The organism is Mesorhizobium sp. BE184, from assembly GCF_031457045.1.
Taxonomy (GTDB): domain Bacteria; phylum Pseudomonadota; class Alphaproteobacteria; order Rhizobiales; family Rhizobiaceae; genus Mesorhizobium.
Window position 1 is genome coordinate 684,517 of sequence record NZ_JAVDVU010000002.1, and the last position, 22,241, is coordinate 706,757.

The window sequence follows — 22,241 nt, forward strand, 5'->3', positions numbered from 1 at the left end:
GCTGAAGCCGTAGGCCAGTCTCAGGTCTCACCAGGGGAGTCCCGACAAGGGGCTGAGATACTGCTGGCCCAGATATTGGGCAGCGCAGTGACCCGTTGAACCTGATCCAGTTCACACTGGCGTAGGGACGGTGCGAGGTTTCGCGGGTCGGCTTATCATGGCCCGGCATTCGGCAAACAGCCGAATTCCCTCGGCGAAGCGTCTCTTCCTCCTCTCGGCACGAACTGGGTCTCCGTTGCATCGAGCAAGGAGGCTCACAATGACCGCATCCACCCTTACCGTTACCACCGGGTCCCTGCCGGCATCGCGCAAGGTGTTCAAACCCGGCGTATTGCATCCGCAAGTGCGGGTGCCGATGCGCGAAATCGCGGTGCATCCGACGGCCGGCGAGCCGCCGGTGACGGTTTACGACTCCTCGGGCCCGTACACTGACGCCAATGTCAGAATCGACATCGACGGCGGCCTGCCGCGCCTGCGCGAAACCTGGGTTGCCGCGCGTGGTGACGTCGAGCGCTATGAAGGCCGCACCGTCCGGCCAGAGGACAACGGCAATGTCGCGGCGGATCGGCTGACGCCGGAATTCCCCGTGCGGCACCGGCCCTTCCGCGCCGTGGGCGGCAAGGCCGTCACCCAGATGGCTTATGCGCGCGCCGGCATCGTCACGCCGGAGATGGAATTCGTGGCCATTCGCGAGAACATCGGCCGCGAGAAGCTGCGCAATGCGCTGGAGCGCGATGGCGAGGATTTCGGCGCGGAAATCCCCGATTTCGTCACGCCGGAATTCGTCCGCGACGAGATCGCCCGCGGGCGCGCCATAATCCCTTCCAACATCAATCATCCGGAATGCGAACCGATGGTCATCGGCCGCAACTTCCTGGTCAAGATCAACGCCAATATCGGCAATTCCGCCGTCACCTCCTCTATGGCCGAGGAGGTCGAGAAGATGGTGTGGGCGATCCGCTGGGGCGCCGACACGGTGATGGACCTTTCGACCGGCCGCAACATCCACAACATACGCGACTGGATCGTCCGCAATGCGCCCGTGCCGATCGGCACGGTGCCGATCTACCAGGCACTGGAAAAGGTGGGCGGTGTCGCCGAAGCGCTGAACTGGGAGGTGTTTCGCGATACGCTGATCGAACAGGCCGAGCAGGGCGTCGATTATTTCACCATCCATGCCGGCGTCCGGCTCGCCTACATTCCGCTCACCGTCAACCGCGTCACCGGCATCGTCAGCCGAGGCGGCTCGATCATGGCCAAGTGGTGCCTGCATCACCACAAGGAGAGCTTCCTCTACGAACACTTCGATGAAATCTGCGACATCGCCCGGGCCTATGACGTGTCGTTCTCACTGGGCGATGGCCTGCGCCCCGGCTCGATCGCCGACGCCAATGACGCCGCGCAGTTCGCCGAACTCGAAACGCTGGGCGAACTGACCAAGATCGCCTGGGCGAAGGACTGCCAGGTGATGATCGAAGGCCCCGGCCACGTGCCGATGCACAAGATCAAGGTGAACATGGACAAGCAGCTGGCCGTCTGCGGCGAGGCGCCGTTCTATACGCTCGGGCCGCTCACGACCGACATCGCACCGGGCTACGATCACATCACCTCGGGGATCGGCGCGGCGATGATCGGCTGGTTCGGCACGGCGATGCTCTGCTACGTCACGCCGAAGGAGCATCTCGGCCTGCCGAACCGCGACGACGTCAAGACCGGCGTCATCACCTACAAGATCGCGGCGCACGCCGCGGACCTGGCCAAGGGTCATCCAGCCGCCAAGCTCAGGGACGATGCCCTTTCCCGCGCGCGGTTCGAGTTCCGCTGGGAAGACCAGTTCAACCTGTCGCTCGACCCGGAAACGGCGCGTGCGCTGCATGACGAGACGCTGCCCAAGGAAGCGCACAAGGTGGCGCATTTCTGCTCGATGTGCGGGCCGAAATTCTGTTCCATGCGCATCTCGCACGATATCCGCGCCGAGGCGCAGAAGGAGGGCATGACGGCCATGGCGGAGAAGTACCGGCAAGGCGGCGATCTCTACATGCCCGTGGAAGACGTGGAGCCGGCGCTGCCGTGAATGTGCTGATCAAGGGCGCCGGCGTGGCGGGGCTGACGCTGGCGCATGAACTGGTCTCGCGCGGAGTGTCGGTAACGGTGCGCGAGACGCGCGAAACCATTGCCGGCAACGCGTCCTGGCAGGCCGGCGGCATGCTGGCGCCCTGGTGCGAACGCGCCAGCGCCGAGCCGCCGGTGCTCGAGCTCGGGCGAACCGCCGCCGACTGGTGGGATGCCGCCCTGCCCGGTCATGTCCGGCGCAACGGCACACTGGTTGTGACGCAAAGGCGGGACATGGCCGAACTGGAGCGCTTTTCCGGGCGGACAACAGGCCATGTCCCCGTCGATGCCACGGAGATCGAAACGCTTGAGCCGGATCTGGCAGGTCGATTTCCGCGCGGCCTTTTCTTTGCCGGCGAAGCGCATCTCGACCCGCGCCGCGCTCTGCTAGCGCTGGCGGCGAAACTGGCGGGCGACGGCGTGCCATTTGTCTTTGGTGACGATGCCCGTGCGGGCCTCCTGCCCGGGGCAGGAGCGGACGTGCAGGCCGACTGCACTGGCACGGCAAGCGGCCATGCCGAACTGCGCAGCGTCCGCGGCGAAATGCTGATCCTGCGCACGCCGGAGCTTCGGCTGTCGCGACCAGTGCGGCTCCTGCATCCGCGTTTCCCGCTCTACATCGTGCCGCGAGAAGATCACCACTTCATGGTCGGCGCGACGATGATCGAAAGCAGCGCCACGGGGCCGATCACCGCGCGCTCGACGATGGAACTGCTGAATGCCGCCTATGCGCTGCATCCAGCCTTCGGCGAGGCGGAGATCGTCGAGACGGGCGTCGGCCTGCGTCCCGCCTTCCCGGACAATCTTCCGCGTGTGGAATGGACTGGCGGGGTTCTCAGCATCAATGGACTTTACCGCCATGGCTTCCTGCTGGCGCCGGCCATGGCCCAAAAAGCCGCCGACCTGCTGGAAGGTCAGAAGGAAAGGAGACGCAGCGCATGAAGCTGATCGTCAACGGTGAAAGCCTGGATGTCGACGCCGAGACCCTGGCTGCGCTGATGCAGGCGCTGGACTATCAGGGAAGCTGGCTCGCCACGGCGGTGAACGGCGAGGTTGTGCCCGCGCGGGACCGAGGCCGATGTGCCCTCGCGGAAGGCGACCGCATCGAAATCCTGTCGCCGATGAAGGGAGGGTAAGAGATGCTGGAACTTTACGGACAACACCTTTCTTCGCGCCTGCTGCTCGGCACCTCGCAATATCCCTCGCCTGCCGTCCTGGCGGATGCGGTCAAAGCCTCAGGCACCGAGATCGTCACCGTGTCGCTGCGGCGTGAGACGGCGGGCGGCAAGGACGGCGGGCAGTTCTGGTCACTGATCCATTCGCTCGGCGTCAAGGTCCTGCCCAACACCGCCGGCTGTCATTCCGCCAAGGAGGCGGTGACCACCGCCCACATGGCGCGCGAGGTCTTTGGCACCGACTGGATCAAGCTGGAGGTGATCGGCAATCACGATACGTTGCAGCCGGACGTGTTCGGGCTGGTGGAGGCCGCCGGCATCCTCAGCCGCGAAGGCTTCAAGGTCTTCCCCTACACGACCGACGATCTGGTGGTCGCCGAGCGGCTGCTCGATGCCGGTTGCGAGTTGCTGATGCCGTGGTGCGCGCCGATCGGTTCCGCGCGCGGTCCGCAAAACCTGGATGCGCTGCGCAGTCTGCGCGCGCATTTTCCCGACACGCCGCTGATTGTCGATGCCGGAATCGGCCGGCCCTCGCACGCGGCAAGCGTGATGGAGCTGGGCTACGATGCGGTGCTCCTGAACACGGCGGTCGCCCAGGCCGGCGACCCGGTCCAGATGGCGGCGGCCTTTGCCCAAGCCATCGAAGCCGGCCACCGCGCCTTCCTCGCCGGGCCGCTGGAACCGCGCGACATGGCCGTGCCCTCGACGCCGGTGATCGGCCAGGCGGTGTTCTCGTGAAACTCGACCCGTTCTACCTGATCGTCGACAGCGCGGCGTGGATCGAGCGGCTGGCGCCGCTCGGTGTCAGGCTGGCGCAGCTGCGCATCAAGGACATTGACGAGACGGTCCTGCGCCGGGAAATCCGCGCGGCCAAAGCGATCTGCTCGCACTATGACTGTCAGCTGATCGTCAATGACTACTGGCGCCTCGCTATCGAGGAAGGCTGCGATTTCGTCCATCTCGGCCAGGAGGATCTCGCCGCCGCCGACCTCGACGCCATCCGCGCTGCCGGCATGAGGCTGGGGCTGAGCACACATGACCATGCCGAGCTGGAAACAGCCCTTGCCTGCAAGCCGGACTATGTCGCGCTGGGGCCGGTCTACCCCACCATCCTGAAAAAGATGAAGTGGGAACCGCAGGGCCTGGAGCGCATCGGCAGATGGAAGAAGCTTGTCGGTACGACGCCGCTGGTCGCCATTGGCGGGCTGAACCCCGAGAGGCTGCCCGGTGTTTTCGAGCAAGGCGCGGACAGCGCGGCGGTGGTGACGGACATCACCCGCAACGCCGATCCCGAGGGCCGCACGCGCGAATGGATCGCGGCGACGGCGCCATGGCGATGACGAAGCATGTGCTGATCGTCGCCGGTTCGGACGCCAGCGGCGGCGCGGGCATTGCGCGCGATATCGAGACCGTTTCGGCTTTCGGATTGCGCGCCTGCCTTGCCGTCACGGCGATCACGGTGCAGACGCATCGGGAAGTCGGCGCAGTCGAACTTGTGCAGCCCGATCTCGTCGCCGCACAGATGCGCGCGGCGCTCGAGGCCAATGAAGTGGCCGCGATCAAGCTCGGCATGCTCGGCACCGCGGCAATCATCGATGCGGTCACGGCGGTTCTGGACGATCACCCGACGCTTGCAGTGGTGCTGGACCCGGTTCTGGCGACTACTTCCGGCAGGCTTCTGCTCGACGCGACAGGACGCACGGCGCTAAAGGGCCAACTTCTGCCGCTTTGCCGGCTGGTGACGCCGAACCTGCCAGAGCTTGCTCTTCTGACGCAAAGCGAGCCGGCACGGAACGAGGCCGAGACTATCCATCAGGCTGGCCTGCTGGTCGATCAAGGCGCTCGCGCGGTGCTGGTCAAGGGCGGGCATGGAACGGGTGACACGTCGACCGATATTTTGGTGGAGCGAGGCATTTCGCCAGTCAGCTTCGATGCACCCAGGATCGACGCCGAAATGCGCGGCACCGGCTGCATGCTCGCCAGCGCGATTGCCGCGAACATAGCGCTGGGGAGATCGCTGGAGGAAAGCGTAAGCCGGTCGAAGGCCTATGTCCTCGACCGACTCACAGAGCAAATCTCCGCCCGGCAGACTGCCTAGTTGGCGAGCGCAGCCTTGACCGCCGCCACCGCATCGCCGCCGTCGAAAGTGGTGACGCCAGCGAGCCACGGCGTGACCGCATCCGGGTTGGCCTTGAGCCAATCCTTCGCCACGTCGCCAGGGTTGCCGCCCTTGATGACTGCATCCATCATCACGTTCTCCATCGGCAGGGTGAACTTGACGTTCTTGATGAAGGCGCCGACATTCGGGCATTCGGCCGCATAGCCCTTGCGGGTGTTCGTGAACACCTTGGCTTCGCCGAAGCCTGAAGCCTCCATGCCGCCGAGATATTTGATCTTCATTCCGCCCATAACCGGGTGCGGCGTCCAGCCGAGGAACACGACCCAGTCCTTGGCCTTCATGGTCTGCTCGGCTTCCGTCAGCATTCCGGCTTCGGAGGATTCCACGAGCTCGAAGCCCTCGAGCCCATTCTTCGGATCGTCGATCAGATTCTGGATGTTCTTGTTGCCGGCCGCGCCCGCCTCGATGCCGTAAATCTTGGCGTTGAACTTGTCCTTGAACTTGCCAAGGTCTTTAATGTCGTTGACGCCTTCAGCCTGAACATAGTCGGGAACCACGAGGCCGAAGCCCGCGCCTTCCAAATTCTGGCCGACCACGTCGAATGCGCCCTCGTCCGCATAGGGCTTGATCGCCTCGGTCTGCGAGGGCATCCAGTTGCCGAGGAAGACGTCCATATCCTTGTCCTTCAGCGCGGCGAAGGTCACCGGTACGGTCAGCTGGGTGATTTCCGGCTCGTAACCGAGCGCTTCCAGAACGGCTGCCGTGGTGGCGGTCGTCACCTGGATGTCGGTCCAGCCGACGTCCGACAGCCTGACCTTCTTGCAGCTTTCGGCATCCGCCGCCATCGCCTGGCCGGCCGCCAGCGCCATCACCAATCCAAATCCTGCGGCACGCATTCCCATCTTGTTCATGTGACTGCTCCTGTTCCCTGTTGTTGTTCGTTCATTCGCCGCGGGGAAAGCGTTGGCTTTCCTCCAGCACGTTCAAATCCATGTGGTTGCGCATGTAGCGTTCCGAGGCCTTCTGCAAAGGCTGGTAGTCCCATGGGTAGTAGGCGCCGTTGCGCAACGCTTCATAGACGACGCGGCGGCGGGCCTGGCTTTCGCGCACGGCGGCGTCATAGCTTGCGAGATCCCAGCGGGCGCGCGCTTTCGCTGTCAGAGTGGCCAATGCCCCCTGATGCGCCGGGTCGGCGGCAAGGTTGGCGAGCTCATGCGGATCGGCCTCGATATCGAACAGCATCGGCGGGTCCCGGTCACATAACACAAGCTTGTGGCGGCCCTCGCGCAGGCACACCAGCGGCGCTTGCGACCCCTCGGCGGCGTATTCCATCGGCACCGGGCCCCGCCGACCGGTTCCTGCCGCCAACGGCGCGAGGTCCTCGCCATCGATCCATGGTGCCAGACCGCCGATGTCGAGGCCGGCGAGGCCGGCCAGAGTCGGCAGCACGTCGAGCGTCGAGACGGGTGCGTCGAGCCGCTTCGGCGACCAGCCGGGCGCGGCGATCATCAGCGGCACGCGCGCCGAACCCTCGAAGAAGCTCATCTTGAACCAGAGGCCGCGCTCACCCAGCATGTCGCCATGGTCGGAGACGAACAGGACGATAGTGTCCTCGGCCATGCGCCCGCGCTCCAGCACCTCGAGTATCTCGCCGATCTTCTCGTCGATGTAGGAGATGCTGGCGAAATAGCCGCGGCGGGCGCGGCGCACATCGTCCGGCGTGATGCCGAAAGCGGTGTGGTCACAGGCGTCGAGCAGGCGCTGCGAATGCAAATCGTGATCGTCATAGGCAATAGGACCAATCTCGGGATCCAGCGCCGGGCAATCCTGGTAGAGATCCCAATATTTGCGGCGGGCGACGTAAGGGTCGTGCGGATGGGTGAAGCTGACAGTCAGGCACCAGGGTCGCTCGTCATGGCCCCGGGCAAGATCGTAGAGCTTGCGCGTGGCGTGATAGGCGACCTCGTCGTCATACTCCATCTGGTTGGTGATTTCGGCGACGCCAGCCCCGGTCACCGAGCCTAGATTATGATACCACCAGTCGATGCGCTCGCCGGGCTTGGCATAGTCCGGCGTCCAGCCGAAGTCGGCGGGGTAGATGTCGGTGGTCAGCCGCTCCTCGAAACCATGGAGCTGATCCGGCCCGACGAAATGCATTTTTCCGCAAAGGGTTGTTGCGTAGCCCGCGGCGCGCAGGTGATGCGCATAGGTCGGGATATCGGAGGCGAACTCGGCGGCGTTGTCATAGACGCGCGTGCGCTGCGGCAATTGCCCGGACATGAACGATGCCCGCGCCGGCGCGCAGAGCGGGCTTGCCGTATAGGTGTTGGCAAAGCGTACCGAACGTGCCGCAAGCGCCTTCAGATTGGGCGCGTGAAGGAAATCGGCCGGCCCATCGGGAAACAGCGTTCCGTTGAGCTGGTCCACCATCAGGATGAGGATGTTCGGCTGCGCCATTCCAAACTCACTCGCCAGCGGATGCGTCGCCGGCGAAGCCGGACGCTCCGTTGGCGAGATGTCATTAAGAAATCTGGCCATCGCGCTGTAAACGGGTTATTTTCCAATGGTTCCCATAAGGAAATTTTATATTCATGCGAAAACTGGACGCCGGATGGATGCGTATTCTCGCCGAGACGGTGCGGCGCGGCAGCTTCTCGTCGGCCGCCGGCGCCCTCGGGCTGTCGCAGCCGGGGGTCAGTTACCAGATCAAGCGGCTGGAAGAGCAGGCCGGCTTTGCCGTGCTGAACCGGCACCGCCATGGCGTTGAACTCACCGCGAAGGGGCGGCGGCTTTACGAAATCGCCGAGCGCGCGGTGACCGATATCGATGCGCTGATGCGCGAATACGAAGCCATGGCGGAACGGCCGTCGCTGCGCCTGCACACGGACTACGCCTTCTCTTCGCTGTGGCTGATCCCGAAGATGCACGCTTTCCGCCTGCTCTATCCCGAAATCGACATCCAGATCGTCGCGACGCAGAGGCTGAGGCAGGAAGATGTGGGAGAGAGCGATATCGCCATTCCGTTCGGCGAACAGGGCAGTTTCGACGCCAATGCCTCGATCCTTCTGCGGGAAGAGGTCGTGCCTGTCTGCACCCTGGACTATCTCGACCGGAACGATCTCCTGGCCGATCCGAAGATGCTGGCGCGGGCGCGCCTCATCCATCTGGATGCGCTGGCGCCGGCGCCGTGGTTCGACTGGAACCGCTATTTCGACGGGCTCGGGCTGGCGCGCGAGCCGGCGGGTCATGAAGGGGACATCAGCTTCAACACCTATTCGCTGGTCACCCAGGCAGCGAGCGAAAACCAGGGCGTCGCGCTGGGCTGGATGGGCCTGATCGACGGGCTGCTGCGGTCGCGTGTGCTGGTGAAAGCCGGGCCGGCATTGCAGGCGCCGCACCGCGGCTACTGGCTAGTGCCGCCGCGTTCGCCCGACAAGCAAAGCGAACGTCTCGTTTCCTGGCTGCAGAGCGAAGCCGGCAAATGAACAACCATCATCTGCCGGCTTTCGGCCCCCTCTTCTCGTGCTTATGATGACCAGGAACCCGTGAAAGACAGAAGCGTTCTTCAACTATGAGCGATTCAGCCAATCGAACGACAGGCACGAGCGACATCTCCTCTTTCATCCGCATGTTGCAACGCCGGGATAACTTATCGAAGGAAGACATCGCCCTCATCGAGAGGCTGCCGATGCGAAAGGTGCGATTCAGGTCCGATGAGGATATTGTCGCGGAGGGTTCGCGCCCGCAGGAAAGCTGCCTGATGCTGCATGGGCTGGCGGCGCGCAGCCAGTCTGTCAGCGGTGGCGGACGCCAGATCACCGCTCTCCATATCTCCGGCGATTTCGTTGATCTTCACGCCTATCTTCTCAAGACCATGGACCACAGCGTGGTCGCGATGGGCCCCTGCGAAGTTTCCTTCGTACCTCATACGGCGATCCGATCGGTGACGGAGCAAAGCCATCATCTCGGTCGGCTCTTCTGGCTGTCGACAGTGATCGACGGCGCCATCCAACGCACCTGGATCACTTGCCTGGGCCGGCGGTCGGTCGAACAGCAGATCGCCCATCTGTTCTGCGAACTCTATCGAAGGTTCGAAGCCGCGGGGGCAGCGACGGACTTCCGGTTCGAATTGCCGTTGACACAGGCGCAGTTGGCGGATGTGCTCGGACTTTCGATCGTGCATGTGAACAAGAAGCTGCAGCAGCTCAAGAACACGGGACTGGTCGAGTGGAAGAACCCGACTGTGCGCCTTCCTGATTTCGATCGCCTTGCGTCGCTGGCTGAGTTCGATCCGACCTATCTCAGCCTCAGGAATGAGCCGCGGTAGTCAGTCGGACCTGGTCGATAGCCATAGGGAGTAAACGCGATGAACGTTGCAAACCTGCAGATCGAGGGGCTTTTGATGGCGATGGCGGCTATCAACAATGCCCTGGTTCACAAAGGGCTTCTCACCATCGATGAAATCGAGCTGGCGCTTGCCAGAACCGAATCGTCGCTGACCGGCGACGAGCGCTTTTGCGAGGATATGTCGCCGGCCAATCGGGACGCCGTCTGCTTTCCCGTTCGCCTCCTGCGCCTTGCCAACACGTCTCAGGGAGAGGTCGGCGTCATGTCGTTCTCGGAATTGACACGAGCCGTGGGCGAAACGAAGCAGTCCTACAACGACCAGCGCTGAAGGGATTGCAACAGGCAGGCCTCCAGCATCCGGCCCGTGCGTAGGCGGAACGGCTGGATTCGCCACCGCAGGTCCGTTCAAGTCCCATTGTCTTTTCGCACTGCAAAAAGAACCTTGCATCTCAACGAAACCGCGATAGCTTCCTTCCGCGACGTAACCGGCGCGCCTTGTGCCGTATGACAGACTTCAGTCCGCTATCGTGGGCGAGCCAGCCGGCGATGCGTGCAATGTCAGCAACCGCTTCCATTGGACAACGGCTTCAGGTTTGGACGACATGAACCTTGCTGAACCTGAAAGCGGTCTCTCCGACCGCATTTACGAAGCGGCCTTTGTGCCTGAGCTGTGGCCCGACGTACTGGAGTCGCTGTGCGACCTTTCGAATTCCGCCTCCGGTTCGTTCATCGTGTTCGAGGATCGCACCTCGCCGAAATTCGTCGCCACCGATAGAATCCGGCCGGTGCTGGAAACATTCGACGCCAACGATGGCTGGCAGAACAGCTCCGAGGTGAAGTTGCTGTTTTCGATGATGCCGCCGGCCGCGTTCATCTATGACCGGGACTACTTTCCGACGGAAGCGATCGAGGGCAACCGTGCCCGGCTCGACCTCACCGAACCGCTTGGCATAGGCGGCCAGGTCGGTTCCTTCATCGCAATGCCGACGGGGGAAATCGTGCTGTTCTCGATGGATCGCTGGCAGGCTACCGACAGGCCATCCGAGCACGAGCTCCTGCAACTGAACCGCATGCGGCCGCATCTGGCCCGCGCCGGCTTGATTGCCGCGCGCCTGCGGCTGCAACGGATGCAGACTGCCGTCTCGACGCTTCAACTGCTTGGCCTGCCGGCGGCAGTTCTCACATCGAACGGCCGCGTGCTCGTCTCGAATGAATTGCTGGAGATGCAGACCGCGATCTTTTCTCCAACTGCTTTCGAGGGCATGGCGATCGCCGACAAGAACGCCAATGCGCTGTTCCAGGCCGCGGTGCGCAGCGGTCCCAACGGCCCCCCGGTCAGGTCCATTGCCATACCGGCTGATGAAGGCCGGCCCGCTTGCGTTCTCCATGTTCTGCCGCTCTACCGCTTCGCGCGGGATATTTTTGGAAGCGCCGATGTCATTGTCGCGCTCACCATGGTCGGTGCTGGCGGCTCGCCGCCATCGACCGGCATCCTGGCAACGCTTTTCGATCTGTCGCCGGCCGAAGCAAGGCTGGCGACCTCGCTTGCCGAGGGCGCATCGCTGCAGGCCGCTGCGACCGTGAGCAAAGTCACGGCCAAGACGGCAAGAACGTATCTTGAACGGATATTCGCAAAGACCGGCACACACCGGCAGAGCGAGCTCATCAGCCTGTTGAAGAATATATCTCCTTTTTCCTGAGGTGGTGGAATGTGGGCTCCGGTTATCGACCGCATCTACGAAGCCGCCTTCGTTCCCGAGCTTTGGCCTGAAACGCTGCAGGAAATCGCGGTCCGGACCGGTTCGGTCAGCGGCGAGTTCCAGCTCATCACCGATAGCGCCACGCCACGCTGGCAAGCCACCGACGTGACCCGTCCGGTCATGGACGACTTCATGGCGAGCGGCATGTGGCGGCGATGTATGCGGCCTCAGGTCCTCCTGGAACTGAACCATGCCGGTTTTCTGTGCGACCACGACTACATGGATGCCGGCCAGCTCGCCGCAGATCCTGCCTATGAGGTCATGGGCAGGATCGGCCTCGGCTGGCAGCTCGGCACGCTCATTCCCATGCCGACGGGCGAAGTGGTCGGTGTGACGTTTGAACGATGGGTCGCGCAAGGCAAGCCGGGACAGGACGAGATCGACCGGCTTGACGAGTTGCGGCCGCATCTGGCTCGCGGCGGGCTGATCGCCGCCAGGCTTCAACTGGAACGGGCGCGCGAAACGGTTTCGGCACTCGAGGCGCTCGGCCTGCCGGCGGCGGTGATGAGCGCATCCGGCAAGGTGCGGGCAACGAATTCGCTTTTCGAAGCGCTGCCGGAGGTTTTTCTGCCGCGTGCGTTCGACCAAATATCGGTGGCCGTGAAGCGGGCGGACGACATGGTCCGCGATGCCATCCAATCCTTGTCCGACGGGCACTTTACGGCAATTCGCTCCATTCCTCTGGCGGCAACCGTCGAAAGGCAGCCGCTTGTCATCCATGTCCTGCCAATCCGGCGAAGCGCCTACGACGTTTTTTCGGGAAGCGATGTCATCATCGCCGCCACCATGGTTTCGGCCAGCAACCTCGTTCCCTCGCCGTCGATTCTGACCGGCCTCTTCGATCTGTCACCCGCGGAAGCGAAGTTGGCGACTGCTCTTGCCGCCGGTACATCGTTAAACGATGCCGCGATGTCCGCTTCCATAAAACTCAAGACCGCACGCACCTATCTCGAACGCATCTTCGCCAAAACCGGCACGCACCGGCAGAGCGAGCTGGTCGCTCTGCTGAAATCAACCGCACCTCTGTCGTGAGCCCATGCCGGTCCCGCTGATCGATCGCATCTATGAAGCGGCCTTCGTGCCGGAATTCTGGCCTTCGGTGCTGGATGACATGGCGGCCATGTCCGGCTCCGTCTCGGGGGCGGTTCTTGTCTTCAGCGGCATCGATCAGCCGCCACTCTATAGAACGACGGATTACACCCGGGCATCGCTGCACGAATTCACGACAACCGAACGATGGCGCGAGAGCCGCCGGGCGGAGGCTTTGTTCAAGAACATCATCACGGGCGATTTTTCGAGTTTCCAGTATCTGAACGACCACATGTCAGCCGAGCAGCTGGCCGGCGATTCCGTGGCGCGAAGCCTCCGTGAACTGGGGCTCGAAGCCCAGGCGACCACAGTCATACCACTATTCAGCGGCGAGGTCGTCTCATTCACATTCGAGCGCCGCGCAGGCGAGGGCCGCCATTCGGCCGAAGCGCTCGCCATGCTGGACAAAACACGGCCGCATCTTGCGCGGTCCGGGCTGATGGCAGCGAAACTGCGGCTCGAACGGGCGGAAGCAACTGTCTCGGCCTTGCAGGCGATCGGCCTGCCCGCGGCGGTTCTGCAGAAATCCGGCAAGGTTCTGGCGACCAATATCCTGTTCGACGCAGCCGCCTCGCTGTTCCTGCCTCGCGCTTTCGGGCGCGTGGCTCTTGCCGACGCAGCGGCTGAAACGCTTTTCAGGAATGCGGTGGAGGCTTCCGCCCCTCACGACCGGCCGGTGGTACGATCCATCCCGGTCGCCGCGAGCGAAACCACGCAGGCTTGTGTCGTACATATCCTGCCGCTGTGCCGTTCCGCCCATGATATTTTTTCGAGCGGCGACATGTTGATTGCCGCGACCGCCGTGGGCGCGCATCTCCAGGTGCCGCAGGCTTCCATCCTGACCGGGCTCTTCGACTTCTCCCCAGCGGAGGTGAAGCTGGCAATCGGGCTCGCCTCCGGTGCGTCGGTCAACGATGCGGCGGTGCAGAACGGCATCACCGTCAAGACCGCGCGAACGTATCTGGAGCGGCTCTTCGCCAAAACCGGCACGCACCGGCAGAGCGACCTGGTGGCGCTGCTGAAGACAGCCTCACCGCTCGGCTTCTAGATCAAGGCCAGTGCGAAAAAAGCCGCGACGGTCGGCATTTGCCGACTAGGCCGGTCGATCTCTCCGGATCAGATTGCCGTTCGACGCGGCGCAGCCCTGGCGGGGGGCGGACGACGCGAGGAGCGGCGTCCGATGTTCGACATTCAAAGCGCGCAAGCGTCCGGCATGCTGGCCTTCGCCGGCACCTATGCCACGCTGGCGATGATTCCCGGGCCCAACTTCCTGATTGTCGCGCGCGCGTCGCTGGCCGGCTCGCGCATGGCGGCGGTGACGACGGCAGGCGGCGTCGCGGCAGGCGCCAGCCTGCTTGCGCTGCTGGCCGCGAGCAGTTGCGCCGTATTGTTCACCAATGCTTCCTTCCACTTCTTCGCCACCATCATCTTCGCCGCGATGCTTCTGGCGGGCGGCGCCCGGCTGATCGGCAGCACCATGCGGGAGGCCGAGATACCGGCGCCTCGGCCCGTGCGGGAGCCGCATTTCGGCCTGGGATTCCTGACCGCGCTCACCAACCCGCTGAGCGCCGTCTTCTTCGCCTCTGCCTCCGTCACACTGGACTACAGCCAGAACAGCATCCCGGCACATGCGATGGCGCTCACCGTTTTCCTGGTGGCCGCCTGCTGGTTCGGCCTGGTCGCCATCGGCATATCGGCTGCCTCGTCCAGCGCGCTCTATATGCGCTGCCGCAGGCCGTTCGGCATCGGTGCCGGACTGCTGCTGATCTGGTATGCTTCAACTGCGGTGGTCGGCGCCCTCACTACCTGACAAGCCTTGCGACAGGCCGTCATTTTGATGCACCGCGTATGGTCAAAATTCTCGGCCCGCCGGGGTCCAGGTGCCGTAGGCGATGCAGTCCAGGTCTCCGGCCGATCGCTTGGGGTCGACCATCGACGGCCGGAGTGCGCGAACGACGGCGCAGTCACCCGATCCCAGCACAATGACCTTGTAGGACCTGCCATCCGAAACATACTGCATCTCGTTTATGATCGAGGTCGGCACATTCTTCTCGAATTCGCCATCCTTCAATATCGCCAGCGCGCCGGCGGCGGGCACCAGCTTCATCTGCGAACTGGGATAGGTCTTTGTCCTGGCGGCGTAGTCCCTCAGGATGTTGCCGAGTGCGATCAAGGCGTTGATCCGCGCGATGGCTGGCTTCGGCGTCCCCAGCGCTTGGCGCAGCGGATCGAGCGCCCGCTCCGTTTCGGATGAAGCCCGTGCCTGGTCCCCGGTCTTCAGGCCACCCTCGCCCGGCCTGACGGTCTTCATGGCGACGGTGAACTTCGGCCCAGCCGGTTCGGTCAGGCGGGAAAAGGGGTTGCCCGGTAGGTCCATGCCCTGCGGGCTGGCAAGGAACAGCACAAGGCCGACCGAGACCGCCACCGACACGATCCAGCCCGCCAACGCCGCGGCATAGCCGGGGCCTCTGGCATGGGAACGGACAGCGGCGCCGTCGTATCGTTGGGTCATATCCTGCGTCATCCGATGCACCCAAGCTGTGGCATAAATGTCATAACGCAACGGAACGCCCGCAACAGTCGGCAAATGCCGACTGTTGCCCGGCGGCGGAATCAACACACTGGCCCCGATCTGCCTTCACGGTCGCTATCCTGCGATCGAGGGCGACGGGACAGGGAACGCGAAGGGGTGCTTATAATGAACTTTCAATCCAGGAAGATTTCGCTGCTGACGGGGTTCAGCGCACTGGCAATCGCTGCGTGCTTCTCGAATGCGGCCATGGCCGGAACCTACTGCGGCCCGCGGGTCGTGATTGACCTCATCGGCCTCGACCCCTTCACCGTGGATACGGCTGAAGGGGGCGATGAGATCATCTGCAACCAGTCGATCAACAACGACGACCTCGCCTTCGATTCCGTGACGGGGGCCGAAATCGTCGACGGTTCGGTCGGCAACTCGGATCTGGCCGATGGCGCGGTCGACAATGCCAAACTCGGCGGCGACGCCGTAACGTCGGACAAGATCCAGGACGGCGCGGTTGGCAATGACGACCTTGCAGACAATTCGGTCAACTCGCAGAAGATCGAGAACGGCAGTGTCGCCACGGAAGATCTGGCCAACGGAGCGGTGACGACCGGCAAGATCGCGGCGGGGGCGGTCACCAATTCCAAGCTGGCGGATAATGCGGTTACAACAGACAAGATCCTGAACGGAACGATACTGGCCGAGGATTTGGCTGATGGCGCGGTGACCAACACCAAGCTCGCGGCCAATTCCGTTACGACGGACAAGATTCTGAACGGCACCATCCTGGAAGAAGACCTTGCCGACAACTCGGTATCGACGCGCACGATCCAGGACAGCGCTGTGACGACCGCAAAGATAGCCGATGGCGCGGTGACCACGGTCAAGATCGCGGACGGTGCGGTCACCACGACAAAGATCGCCGATCTGGCCGTGACCGAGCAAAAAATGGCGGACAATTCCGTCTCGACCCGCACTATCCAGGACGGCGCGGTGACGATGAACAAGCTGGGCGGCGATGTCCTCGACCGCTTCAACTCGATCCAGTCCGACCTCGATACCGCCTACAGCGGCGTATCGCTGGCCATGGCGATGTCAAACATCCCCCAGCTCAGCTCCAACAAGAATTTTTCGGTCGGCATGGGCGTCGGCACGTTCGAGGGCGGCTTCGGCTACGCCTTCGGCGCCAATGCCCGCTTCAGCGAAAACGTCGTCGGACGCGTGACGCTTGGCGGTACAGACGACAAGAAGTTCGGCGCCGGCGGCGGTCTGGCCGTCGAATTCTGATCCACCGGCCATGGCCGGTCAAACTCATCGCTCTACAAACCCAGCTGTGGCCGGACGAAAATTTCGTTCGGCCACTTTTTTTACCGCGCTGCTCCTTGCGGGCGGCACTGGCGCATTCGCCCAGCAGGAACCGTTGGCCGAAAAGAGCGGGTGGCGGCTGAATTGCGCGGCCGACGGCAAATGCGAACTCGGGTTTACGCAGACCAATAGCGGCCAACTCGTCACCCGGCTGCTGATCTATAAGGTCGGCAAGAAGATCGTGGTCGAGTATCTGGTGCCGCTCGGCGTCAATCTGCAAAAAGGCATTCTCCTGCAGATCGACGGGAAGCCGGCTTTTCCCACCCAGTCGCTCTATTGCGAGGCTCCCGGTTGCGTGGGCTTTGCCCCGCTGTCGCCGGATCTCCTGGCTCAGCTGAAGCGTGGCGCGCAGTTGAAGCTTGCCTTCTCTCCGCATGCGGGCAGCACATTCTATGCCTTCGACTATCCCCTCGACGGATTTTCAGCCCAGTATGCAGCCTTCCTCAGCGGCGTGGTTCCGGCGGAAAAGCCCCAGGCCGAAGCCGGGAAAGGACCCGGGAAAACAGCAGAATCGAACTGACCTCGCCGTTTAGTTTGCCGGTTCGACAGACCCACGCAGTGCGCTGTTGCGTGAGCGGTCGATATGGCGGCGCATGGCCTGTTCCGCGGCCGCGCCGTCGCCTTTTCTCAAGCCGGCAAGTATCTGCTCCCGGTCTTCGATCGTGCTCATCGGGAAATCAAGCAGCAGGTTTGCCCGGTGTCGGGCAAGCTGGATCTGCAGGCCAAGCCGATTGAGGCACTGGATAAGCGTCTCGTTGCGCGAGATGGCGGCGATCTGCTGATGGAATTCCTGATCGCGTTTCTCGAATTCGACAAGATCGCCTGCGTGAAGCGCCGCATGACATTGGCGCACGATGTCCTCTAAAACGTCGAAATCGGCCGCCGATCCATTCTCAGCCGCACGGCGAACCGCAAGCGCTTCCATTTCCGCCCTTACGTCGAAAAGATTGACGATCTGGCTCTGCGTAAAAGAGCGCACGACATTGCCCTGATAGGGGCGGCGCTCGATAACTTCCTCATTGCCCAGCCGCACGATGGCCTCCCTGACGGGTGTCCGGCTTATCCCGAGACGCTCGGCAAGGATGCGTTCATCCAACCTTGCGCCCCAGGTGAGTTCCCCCGTTACGATCAGCTCGCGGATGCGCTCGTAGGCGCGCTGATTCACGGTCTGGATTTCCAGTTTCAGATCATTCTTCATCGGTTTCTTTCACAACGGCCGGCTGCGGGAATCACCCGCGTCCCACAGGCCCAAGTCCGTGAATATGTCTCACAACAGGAGGCAAATCACCATTGACGCTATTTGGTATCTGGTATACCAAATTTTGTATACAAGGCAAACCGCAGGTGCGACGATGACTCAAGTTGTTCTGCTCGGCACTCTCGACACGAAAGGCGAGGAGTACAAATTCCTCGTAGATGAGCTCAAACGCCGCGGAATCACACCACGCGTTGTCGATGCTGGTTCCCAGGGACGACCATCCTTCAAGCCCGATGTGACTCGCGAGGAAGTCGCCAAGGCGGCTGGTTTCAAGCTCGCCTCGGCAGATGACCGGGGAATAGCCGTCGAAGCCATGTCGCGCGGAGCGGCGCAAGTGATTACCGCTCTTTATGAGCAAGGGCGGCTCGATGGCATAATCGGACTGGGAGGAACCGGCGGCACGACGCTCATCTCTGCAGCCATGCGAGAACTGCCGGTTGGCGTGCCGAAGCTGATCGTCTCCACCGTCGCCTCCGGCGACACGCGCCCCTATGTCGGCGCCCTCGACATTACGATGATGTATTCTGTTGTCGACATAGCGGGAATCAACAAGCTCTCCCGCGTTATCCTGGGCAACGCGGCGGGCGCCATCGCAGGAATGGTCAAGGATCGGCCGGCTGCTCCTGTCACCGAGAAGCCCCTGATCGGCGCAACCATGTTCGGCGTGACGACGCCTTGCGTGCAGGCAGCCCGCCAAAGGCTTGAGAGCCTTGGCTACGAAGTCCTTGTGTTCCATGCGACCGGCACCGGAGGCCAATCCATGGAAGCGCTGGTGCGCGCAGGAATGCTGGCCGGCGTGCTCGACATAACGACGACCGAACTGGCCGACGAACTCGTCGGCGGCGTTTTTTCCGCCGGCCCTGACCGGCTGAAAGCAGCTGGGGCAACGGGAACACCGCAAGTCGTAAGCCTCGGCGCTCTGGATATGGTCAATTTTGGCGGCTGGGACACGGTGCCCGAAAAATTCCGCTCGCGCCGGCTGTACAAGCACAATGCGTCTGTCACCCTCATGCGCACCACGCCTGAGGAATGCGCCGAATTGGGGAAACGAGTGGCAGAACGACTGAATAAGGCCACCGGACCTCTCTCCGTGTTTGTCCCGTTGCGGGGCATCTCGATGATCGCGCGCGAAGGCCAACCGTTCCATGATCCGGAGGCCGACAAGGCGTTGATCGGAGCCCTGCGGGAAAACCTCAATCCGCGCATCGACCTTCGCGAGGTAGACACCGAAATCAACGATCCCGATTTCGCCAATGCGATGGCCGACCGGCTTGCAGAACTTGTCCAGGGATCGAATCAAGACGGCCGAAAGAAGGGGTTCAATCGATGAAGAGAGAGGAAGCGCTCAGGCGGCTTCGCGGCCAGGTCGAGGAAGGGCGCACCATCGTCGGCGCCGGAGCAGGCACCGGGCTTTCGGCGAAGTGCGCGGAGGCGGGCGGCGCGGATCTCATCATCATCTACAATTCCGGCCGCTACCGCATGGCCGGGCGCGGATCGCTTGCCGGCCTGCTTCCCTATGGCGACGCCAATGCGGTTGTCGTCGACATGGCGCGCGAAGTGCTGCCGATCGTCGAATCCACGCCGGTTTTGGCCGGCGTGTGCGGGACCGATCCGTTCCGCCGCATGCCGCTGTTCCTGCGCCAGCTTGCCGACATGGGCTTCACCGGGGTGCAGAATTTCCCGACCGTCGGCCTTTACGATGGAATGTTCCGCCAGAACCTCGAGGAAACCGGCATGGGCTTCCAGCTCGAAGTCGACATGATCGCGGCGGCCCACCAGCTCGACCTGCTGACTTCCCCCTATGTGTTCGACGCCGAACAGGCCGACGCGATGGCCCGTGCCGGTGCCGACCTGATCGTCGCCCATGTCGGGCTCACCAGTTCCGGCGCCATCGGCGCGCGCACCACACTCAGCCTGGACGACGCCATCGTGCGGGTGCAGGAAATCCATGATGCAGCGCGGGCCGCACGCGACGATGTCATCGTCATCTGCCATGGCGGGCCGATCGCAACGGCCGAGGATGCCGCGAAGGTTCTCAGCCGCACCAAGGGCGTGGCCGGTTTCTTCGGCGCGTCGAGCATGGAGCGCCTGCCGACCGAAACGGCGATGACCGAAAACATGCGCCGGTTCAAGAATATCAGGATCGGGACGGCTTGAACCCATGCCAGGTGCCGATCTCACGATCCTGAATTCCATGGGCGGGGACGATCTCGACGCGCAGCTTGCCTATCACCGCGCCAGGAACCTGGTCTGGATGGACATCAAGAACCAGATCTACGGCCACTGGACCGTTGATATCCCGCTCGATCTTGCCGCCCGGGCGCAGGCGGAAATCGAGCGGTCCGGCCAGAAGGTCTACTGCCTGTCGACCTCGATCTTCTTCGATTCCATCGACAAGGGTCTTGAGATCTTTGGCCGCGAACAGCTCGGCAAGATCGACCATGTCATCGCGTTGGCGAAAGTGTTCAAGCCAAAGCTGATCCGGATGACGGCGGCGCAATTCCTCGAGCGTGACAACGGCAATGCCGTCAAAAGCCTGCAGCGAAAACATAACTGGGTGTTCGATGTCTATCGCGAGGCCGTCGACCGCTTCCATGAGGCGGGCTTTCGCCCCACCATCGAGAACGAGGTCCGGCAGTGCTTCCTGGCGCGGACAGACGAGTTTCTCGACTTCTTCGAGGCGCTGGACCGCCAGGGGAAGGTCGGCCTGACCTGGGACGTCCAGAACCAGTGGTCGACCGGTGAGTTCCCGACCGTCGCCGTCTATGATCGGCTGAAGCCGCTGATCGAATACTGCCATTTCAAGGGCGGCGCGGCGGAGCCGGGCGGCGATGCGCTGGCCTGGAACGTCGCGCTGGAGGAAGCGAGCTGGCCAGTCGTCGAGATAGCGCGCCGGGTGGTGGCGGATGGCGTCTCGCCGGTCATCTGTCTCAACCCGCCGCAGCATGGCCAGCCACGGCCCAATTATGACTATGAACAGGTAACCGGACGCGACATCGATTTCCTGCGCTCCGAAATTGCGGGGGTGAACTGATGGAATACCAGCGCGATTTGGCACGGCGCATTCGACTTGGCGTCATCGGGGTTGGGTCGCATTCCTACCGCAACATCCTGCCGACGCTGACCTACCTTCCGGTCGAACTGGTGGCGTTGGCCGACCCGGACGACGAGAAATGTGCCGCGACGGCAAAGCAGTATGGCTGCGGCGCCTACCGCACGAGTACGGACATGTACCGTGCAGAATCCCTCGACGCCGTGCTGATCTGCGTGTCGCCGCAGATGCATCCGACACTCGCCTGCGAGGCGTTCGCCGCGGGGTTGCATGTGTGGGTGGAAAAGCCGGCGGCGATGCGCGCCGCGGATGTGGAACGGATGATCGCCGCGCGCGGCAGCCTCGTTTCCGTCGTCGGCTACAAGAAGGCGTTCATGCCCGCTTTGCTCAAGGCCAGGGAACTCCTGGGCGAAGACAAGACCTCGCCGCTGAGGAGCGTGCTCGGCATCTACCCGATGTCCATCCCGGCGAACGGGCGCGAGGTGCTTGAGCAAGGCCTGTCCAGCGACTGGCTCGCCAATGGCTGCCATCCGCTTTCGGCGCTGCTGGCCTTGGGCGGACCTGTCGCCTCGGTGACGGTATTTCGGGGCCCGGACGGTCTGGGTGGGACGTGCGTACTGGAGCACCGCAACGGCGTGGTAAGCAACCTGCACCTCGCCCAGGGCGGCCCGAAGTTCCAGCCCTTCGAGCGCTACCACATCTATGCCGGCGAGCGCTGCATCGAGATCGAGAACGCGCGACGGCTCGTCTACCAGCGCGGCATCCATTTCCAGTACGCCACCGGCACATCGTTTGCGCCGGCTGGCCTCGAAGGCGGGGCTATCGTCTGGGAAGCGCAGGACGGTCTCAACACGCTCGAAAACAAGGCCGTGTTCACGCAGGGCGTGTGGGGCGAACTCGACCATTTCTGCACCTCGGTCCTGGATGGCGTTCCAGCCAGCAACGGGACGCTCGAAATGGCGCTGGAAGTAACGCGGGTCTACGAGGCCGCGCTGCTTTCGAACGGTGAAAAAGTACGCATAGGAGAGCCTGATGGCGTCTGATCAAAATCCAATCGTGGCGCGCGTCGGCGACCATGACGAAGTGCGCACAGACTGGGGTCGTCTCGTCTGGCACGTCTCGGCAAGCCAAGGCAATTCGGAAGAACTCACCACTGGGCTGTGCTTCATCAACCCCGGCCAGATGAACGACCGCCATCTTCATCCCGATTGCGAGGAGGTCCTCACCGTTATCCGCGGGCACATCGTCCATAGCTGGAACGATCTGGAAGTCGAAATGCAGGATGGCGATGTCATCGTCATCCCGCCCAATGTCGTCCACAACGCACGCAACGTCGGCAGCACCATGGCCGAACTCGCCATCACCTTCTCCAGCGCCTACCGCTCGACGCAAGTCATTGGAGATGGCGACAGCAGCCAAGCCTGAGACCGAAACCATTCA

Annotated in this window: 24 protein-coding genes and 1 riboswitch; of the genes, 20 read left to right on the forward strand and 4 right to left on the reverse strand. The window is 63.0% G+C overall.

Going from position 1 to position 22,241, the window contains the following annotated elements; genetic code table 11:
- Positions 1-22: 22 nt before the first annotated feature.
- Positions 23-146: riboswitch (TPP riboswitch) on the forward strand.
- A 113-nt stretch (positions 147-259) separates the two neighbouring features.
- From thiC to J2X35_RS11430, 6 genes are read left to right on the forward strand one after another with little or no spacing between them, the layout of a single operon-like run.
- The gene (gene thiC / locus J2X35_RS11405; RefSeq protein WP_310185420.1) at positions 260-2,074 is read left to right on the forward strand and encodes a phosphomethylpyrimidine synthase ThiC; all 1,815 of its coding nucleotides are present in this window, start codon (positions 260-262) and stop codon (positions 2,072-2,074) included.
- A complete protein-coding gene (thiO, locus tag J2X35_RS11410) occupies positions 2,071-3,054 on the forward strand; it encodes a glycine oxidase ThiO (protein ID WP_310185421.1) in 984 nt (327 codons plus the stop codon). The genes thiC and thiO overlap by 4 nt, the downstream gene beginning before the upstream one ends.
- Positions 3,051-3,248, forward strand: coding sequence for a sulfur carrier protein ThiS (thiS, locus tag J2X35_RS11415; protein ID WP_310185422.1), 198 nt, complete (start codon positions 3,051-3,053; stop codon positions 3,246-3,248). The genes thiO and thiS overlap by 4 nt, the downstream gene beginning before the upstream one ends.
- A gap of 3 nt (positions 3,249-3,251) precedes the next feature.
- Complete coding sequence (locus J2X35_RS11420) at positions 3,252-4,025, forward strand: thiazole synthase (protein WP_310185424.1); 774 nt, start codon at positions 3,252-3,254, stop codon at positions 4,023-4,025.
- Positions 4,022-4,627, forward strand: coding sequence for a thiamine phosphate synthase (locus tag J2X35_RS11425; RefSeq protein ID WP_310185426.1), 606 nt, complete (start codon positions 4,022-4,024; stop codon positions 4,625-4,627). The genes J2X35_RS11420 and J2X35_RS11425 overlap by 4 nt, the downstream gene beginning before the upstream one ends.
- On the forward strand, positions 4,597-5,385 hold the full coding sequence (locus J2X35_RS11430; protein ID WP_310185428.1) for a hydroxymethylpyrimidine/phosphomethylpyrimidine kinase: 789 nt from the start codon (positions 4,597-4,599) through the stop codon (positions 5,383-5,385). Before J2X35_RS11425 ends, J2X35_RS11430 begins: the two co-directional genes overlap by 31 nt.
- On the opposite strand, the gene choX is transcribed toward J2X35_RS11430, so the two are convergent.
- Positions 5,382-6,317, reverse strand: a complete 936-nt coding sequence (gene choX, locus J2X35_RS11435) for a choline ABC transporter substrate-binding protein (protein WP_310185430.1) — start codon at positions 6,315-6,317, stop codon at positions 5,382-5,384. The genes J2X35_RS11430 and choX overlap by 4 nt on opposite strands.
- 31 nt (positions 6,318-6,348) lie before the next feature.
- Entirely contained in the window at positions 6,349-7,863 is a 1,515-nt protein-coding gene (gene betC, locus J2X35_RS11440; RefSeq protein ID WP_310185433.1) for a choline-sulfatase, read from the reverse strand.
- Between the two features lie 134 nt (positions 7,864-7,997).
- Between betC and J2X35_RS11445 the strand changes: the two genes are divergently transcribed.
- The 7 genes from J2X35_RS11445 (at position 7,998) to J2X35_RS11475 (ending at position 14,412) form a co-directional block, all read left to right on the forward strand.
- Positions 7,998-8,891, forward strand: a complete 894-nt coding sequence (locus tag J2X35_RS11445) for a LysR substrate-binding domain-containing protein (protein WP_244478781.1) — start codon at positions 7,998-8,000, stop codon at positions 8,889-8,891.
- A gap of 203 nt (positions 8,892-9,094) precedes the next feature.
- Positions 9,095-9,733: a Crp/Fnr family transcriptional regulator gene (locus J2X35_RS11450; protein ID WP_244478780.1), complete on the forward strand. Its 639-nt coding sequence runs from the start codon at positions 9,095-9,097 to the stop codon at positions 9,731-9,733.
- 39 nt (positions 9,734-9,772) lie between these two features.
- Positions 9,773-10,081 carry a hypothetical protein gene (locus J2X35_RS11455; RefSeq protein ID WP_310185452.1) on the forward strand — a complete coding sequence of 103 codons (309 nt, stop codon included), beginning with the start codon at positions 9,773-9,775 and terminating at the stop codon, positions 10,079-10,081.
- A 274-nt stretch (positions 10,082-10,355) separates the two neighbouring features.
- Positions 10,356-11,453: a helix-turn-helix transcriptional regulator gene (locus tag J2X35_RS11460; protein WP_310185455.1), complete on the forward strand. Its 1,098-nt coding sequence runs from the start codon at positions 10,356-10,358 to the stop codon at positions 11,451-11,453.
- 9 nt (positions 11,454-11,462) lie between these two features.
- The gene (locus tag J2X35_RS11465; RefSeq protein ID WP_310185458.1) at positions 11,463-12,545 is read left to right on the forward strand and encodes a helix-turn-helix transcriptional regulator; all 1,083 of its coding nucleotides are present in this window, start codon (positions 11,463-11,465) and stop codon (positions 12,543-12,545) included.
- Between the two features lie 4 nt (positions 12,546-12,549).
- Complete coding sequence (locus J2X35_RS11470; protein WP_056113702.1) at positions 12,550-13,650, forward strand: helix-turn-helix transcriptional regulator; 1,101 nt, start codon at positions 12,550-12,552, stop codon at positions 13,648-13,650.
- 132 nt (positions 13,651-13,782) lie between these two features.
- Entirely contained in the window at positions 13,783-14,412 is a 630-nt protein-coding gene (locus tag J2X35_RS11475) for a LysE family transporter (protein ID WP_310185460.1), read from the forward strand.
- Between the two features lie 42 nt (positions 14,413-14,454).
- Here J2X35_RS11475 and J2X35_RS11480 read toward each other — a convergent pair whose 3' ends face one another.
- Positions 14,455-15,114, reverse strand: a complete 660-nt coding sequence (locus tag J2X35_RS11480; RefSeq protein WP_310185462.1) for a hypothetical protein — start codon at positions 15,112-15,114, stop codon at positions 14,455-14,457.
- Positions 15,115-15,300: 186 nt separating this feature from the next.
- Here J2X35_RS11480 and J2X35_RS11485 point away from each other — a divergent pair, with 186 nt between their 5' ends.
- Together J2X35_RS11485 and J2X35_RS11490 are read left to right on the forward strand one after the other, a co-directional pair.
- A complete protein-coding gene (locus J2X35_RS11485) occupies positions 15,301-16,413 on the forward strand; it encodes a YadA C-terminal domain-containing protein (protein WP_056113693.1) in 1,113 nt (370 codons plus the stop codon).
- Between the two features lie 10 nt (positions 16,414-16,423).
- The gene (locus tag J2X35_RS11490; RefSeq protein ID WP_310185464.1) at positions 16,424-17,011 is read left to right on the forward strand and encodes an invasion associated locus B family protein; all 588 of its coding nucleotides are present in this window, start codon (positions 16,424-16,426) and stop codon (positions 17,009-17,011) included.
- A gap of 9 nt (positions 17,012-17,020) precedes the next feature.
- On the opposite strand, the gene J2X35_RS11495 is transcribed toward J2X35_RS11490, so the two are convergent.
- Positions 17,021-17,689, reverse strand: a complete 669-nt coding sequence (locus tag J2X35_RS11495) for a GntR family transcriptional regulator (RefSeq protein ID WP_310185467.1) — start codon at positions 17,687-17,689, stop codon at positions 17,021-17,023.
- 64 nt (positions 17,690-17,753) lie between these two features.
- Between J2X35_RS11495 and J2X35_RS11500 the strand changes: the two genes are divergently transcribed.
- The 5 genes from J2X35_RS11500 to J2X35_RS11520 are packed head-to-tail and all read left to right on the forward strand — an operon-like array spanning position 17,754 to position 22,226.
- Positions 17,754-19,079 carry a Tm-1-like ATP-binding domain-containing protein gene (locus tag J2X35_RS11500; RefSeq protein ID WP_310186132.1) on the forward strand — a complete coding sequence of 442 codons (1,326 nt, stop codon included), beginning with the start codon at positions 17,754-17,756 and terminating at the stop codon, positions 19,077-19,079.
- Positions 19,076-19,906, forward strand: a complete 831-nt coding sequence (locus J2X35_RS11505; protein WP_310185468.1) for a phosphoenolpyruvate hydrolase family protein — start codon at positions 19,076-19,078, stop codon at positions 19,904-19,906. Before J2X35_RS11500 ends, J2X35_RS11505 begins: the two co-directional genes overlap by 4 nt.
- Before the next feature lie 4 nt (positions 19,907-19,910).
- Entirely contained in the window at positions 19,911-20,783 is an 873-nt protein-coding gene (locus J2X35_RS11510; RefSeq protein WP_310185470.1) for a hypothetical protein, read from the forward strand.
- Positions 20,783-21,844 (forward strand): Gfo/Idh/MocA family oxidoreductase, encoded by a 1,062-nt coding sequence (locus J2X35_RS11515; protein WP_310185472.1) that lies wholly within the window; start codon positions 20,783-20,785, stop codon positions 21,842-21,844. The genes J2X35_RS11510 and J2X35_RS11515 overlap by 1 nt, the downstream gene beginning before the upstream one ends.
- Positions 21,834-22,226 carry a cupin domain-containing protein gene (locus tag J2X35_RS11520; RefSeq protein ID WP_310185474.1) on the forward strand — a complete coding sequence of 131 codons (393 nt, stop codon included), beginning with the start codon at positions 21,834-21,836 and terminating at the stop codon, positions 22,224-22,226. Before J2X35_RS11515 ends, J2X35_RS11520 begins: the two co-directional genes overlap by 11 nt.
- Positions 22,227-22,241 lie beyond the last annotated feature (15 nt).

Bases quoted from the DNA above. Each gene is read 5' to 3' on its own strand.
- thiC (WP_310185420.1), top strand. From the start codon at position 260: ATGACCGCATCCACCCTTACCGTTACCACCGGGTCCCTGCCGGCATCG.
- thiS (WP_310185422.1), top strand. From the start codon at position 3,051: ATGAAGCTGATCGTCAACGGTGAAAGCCTGGATGTCGACGCCGAGACC.
- J2X35_RS11420 (WP_310185424.1), top strand. From the start codon at position 3,252: ATGCTGGAACTTTACGGACAACACCTTTCTTCGCGCCTGCTGCTCGGC.
- J2X35_RS11430 (WP_310185428.1), top strand. From the start codon at position 4,597: ATGGATCGCGGCGACGGCGCCATGGCGATGACGAAGCATGTGCTGATC.
- choX (WP_310185430.1), bottom strand. From the start codon at position 6,317: ATGAACAAGATGGGAATGCGTGCCGCAGGATTTGGATTGGTGATGGCG.
- betC (WP_310185433.1), bottom strand. From the start codon at position 7,863: ATGGCGCAGCCGAACATCCTCATCCTGATGGTGGACCAGCTCAACGGA.
- J2X35_RS11445 (WP_244478781.1), top strand. From the start codon at position 7,998: ATGCGAAAACTGGACGCCGGATGGATGCGTATTCTCGCCGAGACGGTG.
- J2X35_RS11450 (WP_244478780.1), top strand. From the start codon at position 9,095: ATGCGAAAGGTGCGATTCAGGTCCGATGAGGATATTGTCGCGGAGGGT.
- J2X35_RS11455 (WP_310185452.1), top strand. From the start codon at position 9,773: ATGAACGTTGCAAACCTGCAGATCGAGGGGCTTTTGATGGCGATGGCG.
- J2X35_RS11460 (WP_310185455.1), top strand. From the start codon at position 10,356: ATGAACCTTGCTGAACCTGAAAGCGGTCTCTCCGACCGCATTTACGAA.
- J2X35_RS11465 (WP_310185458.1), top strand. From the start codon at position 11,463: ATGTGGGCTCCGGTTATCGACCGCATCTACGAAGCCGCCTTCGTTCCC.
- J2X35_RS11470 (WP_056113702.1), top strand. From the start codon at position 12,550: ATGCCGGTCCCGCTGATCGATCGCATCTATGAAGCGGCCTTCGTGCCG.
- J2X35_RS11475 (WP_310185460.1), top strand. From the start codon at position 13,783: ATGTTCGACATTCAAAGCGCGCAAGCGTCCGGCATGCTGGCCTTCGCC.
- J2X35_RS11480 (WP_310185462.1), bottom strand. From the start codon at position 15,114: ATGACCCAACGATACGACGGCGCCGCTGTCCGTTCCCATGCCAGAGGC.
- J2X35_RS11485 (WP_056113693.1), top strand. From the start codon at position 15,301: ATGAACTTTCAATCCAGGAAGATTTCGCTGCTGACGGGGTTCAGCGCA.
- J2X35_RS11490 (WP_310185464.1), top strand. From the start codon at position 16,424: ATGGCCGGTCAAACTCATCGCTCTACAAACCCAGCTGTGGCCGGACGA.
- J2X35_RS11495 (WP_310185467.1), bottom strand. From the start codon at position 17,689: ATGAAGAATGATCTGAAACTGGAAATCCAGACCGTGAATCAGCGCGCC.
- J2X35_RS11500 (WP_310186132.1), top strand. From the start codon at position 17,754: ATGTCTCACAACAGGAGGCAAATCACCATTGACGCTATTTGGTATCTG.
- J2X35_RS11505 (WP_310185468.1), top strand. From the start codon at position 19,076: ATGAAGAGAGAGGAAGCGCTCAGGCGGCTTCGCGGCCAGGTCGAGGAA.
- J2X35_RS11510 (WP_310185470.1), top strand. From the start codon at position 19,911: ATGCCAGGTGCCGATCTCACGATCCTGAATTCCATGGGCGGGGACGAT.
- J2X35_RS11515 (WP_310185472.1), top strand. From the start codon at position 20,783: ATGGAATACCAGCGCGATTTGGCACGGCGCATTCGACTTGGCGTCATC.
- J2X35_RS11520 (WP_310185474.1), top strand. From the start codon at position 21,834: ATGGCGTCTGATCAAAATCCAATCGTGGCGCGCGTCGGCGACCATGAC.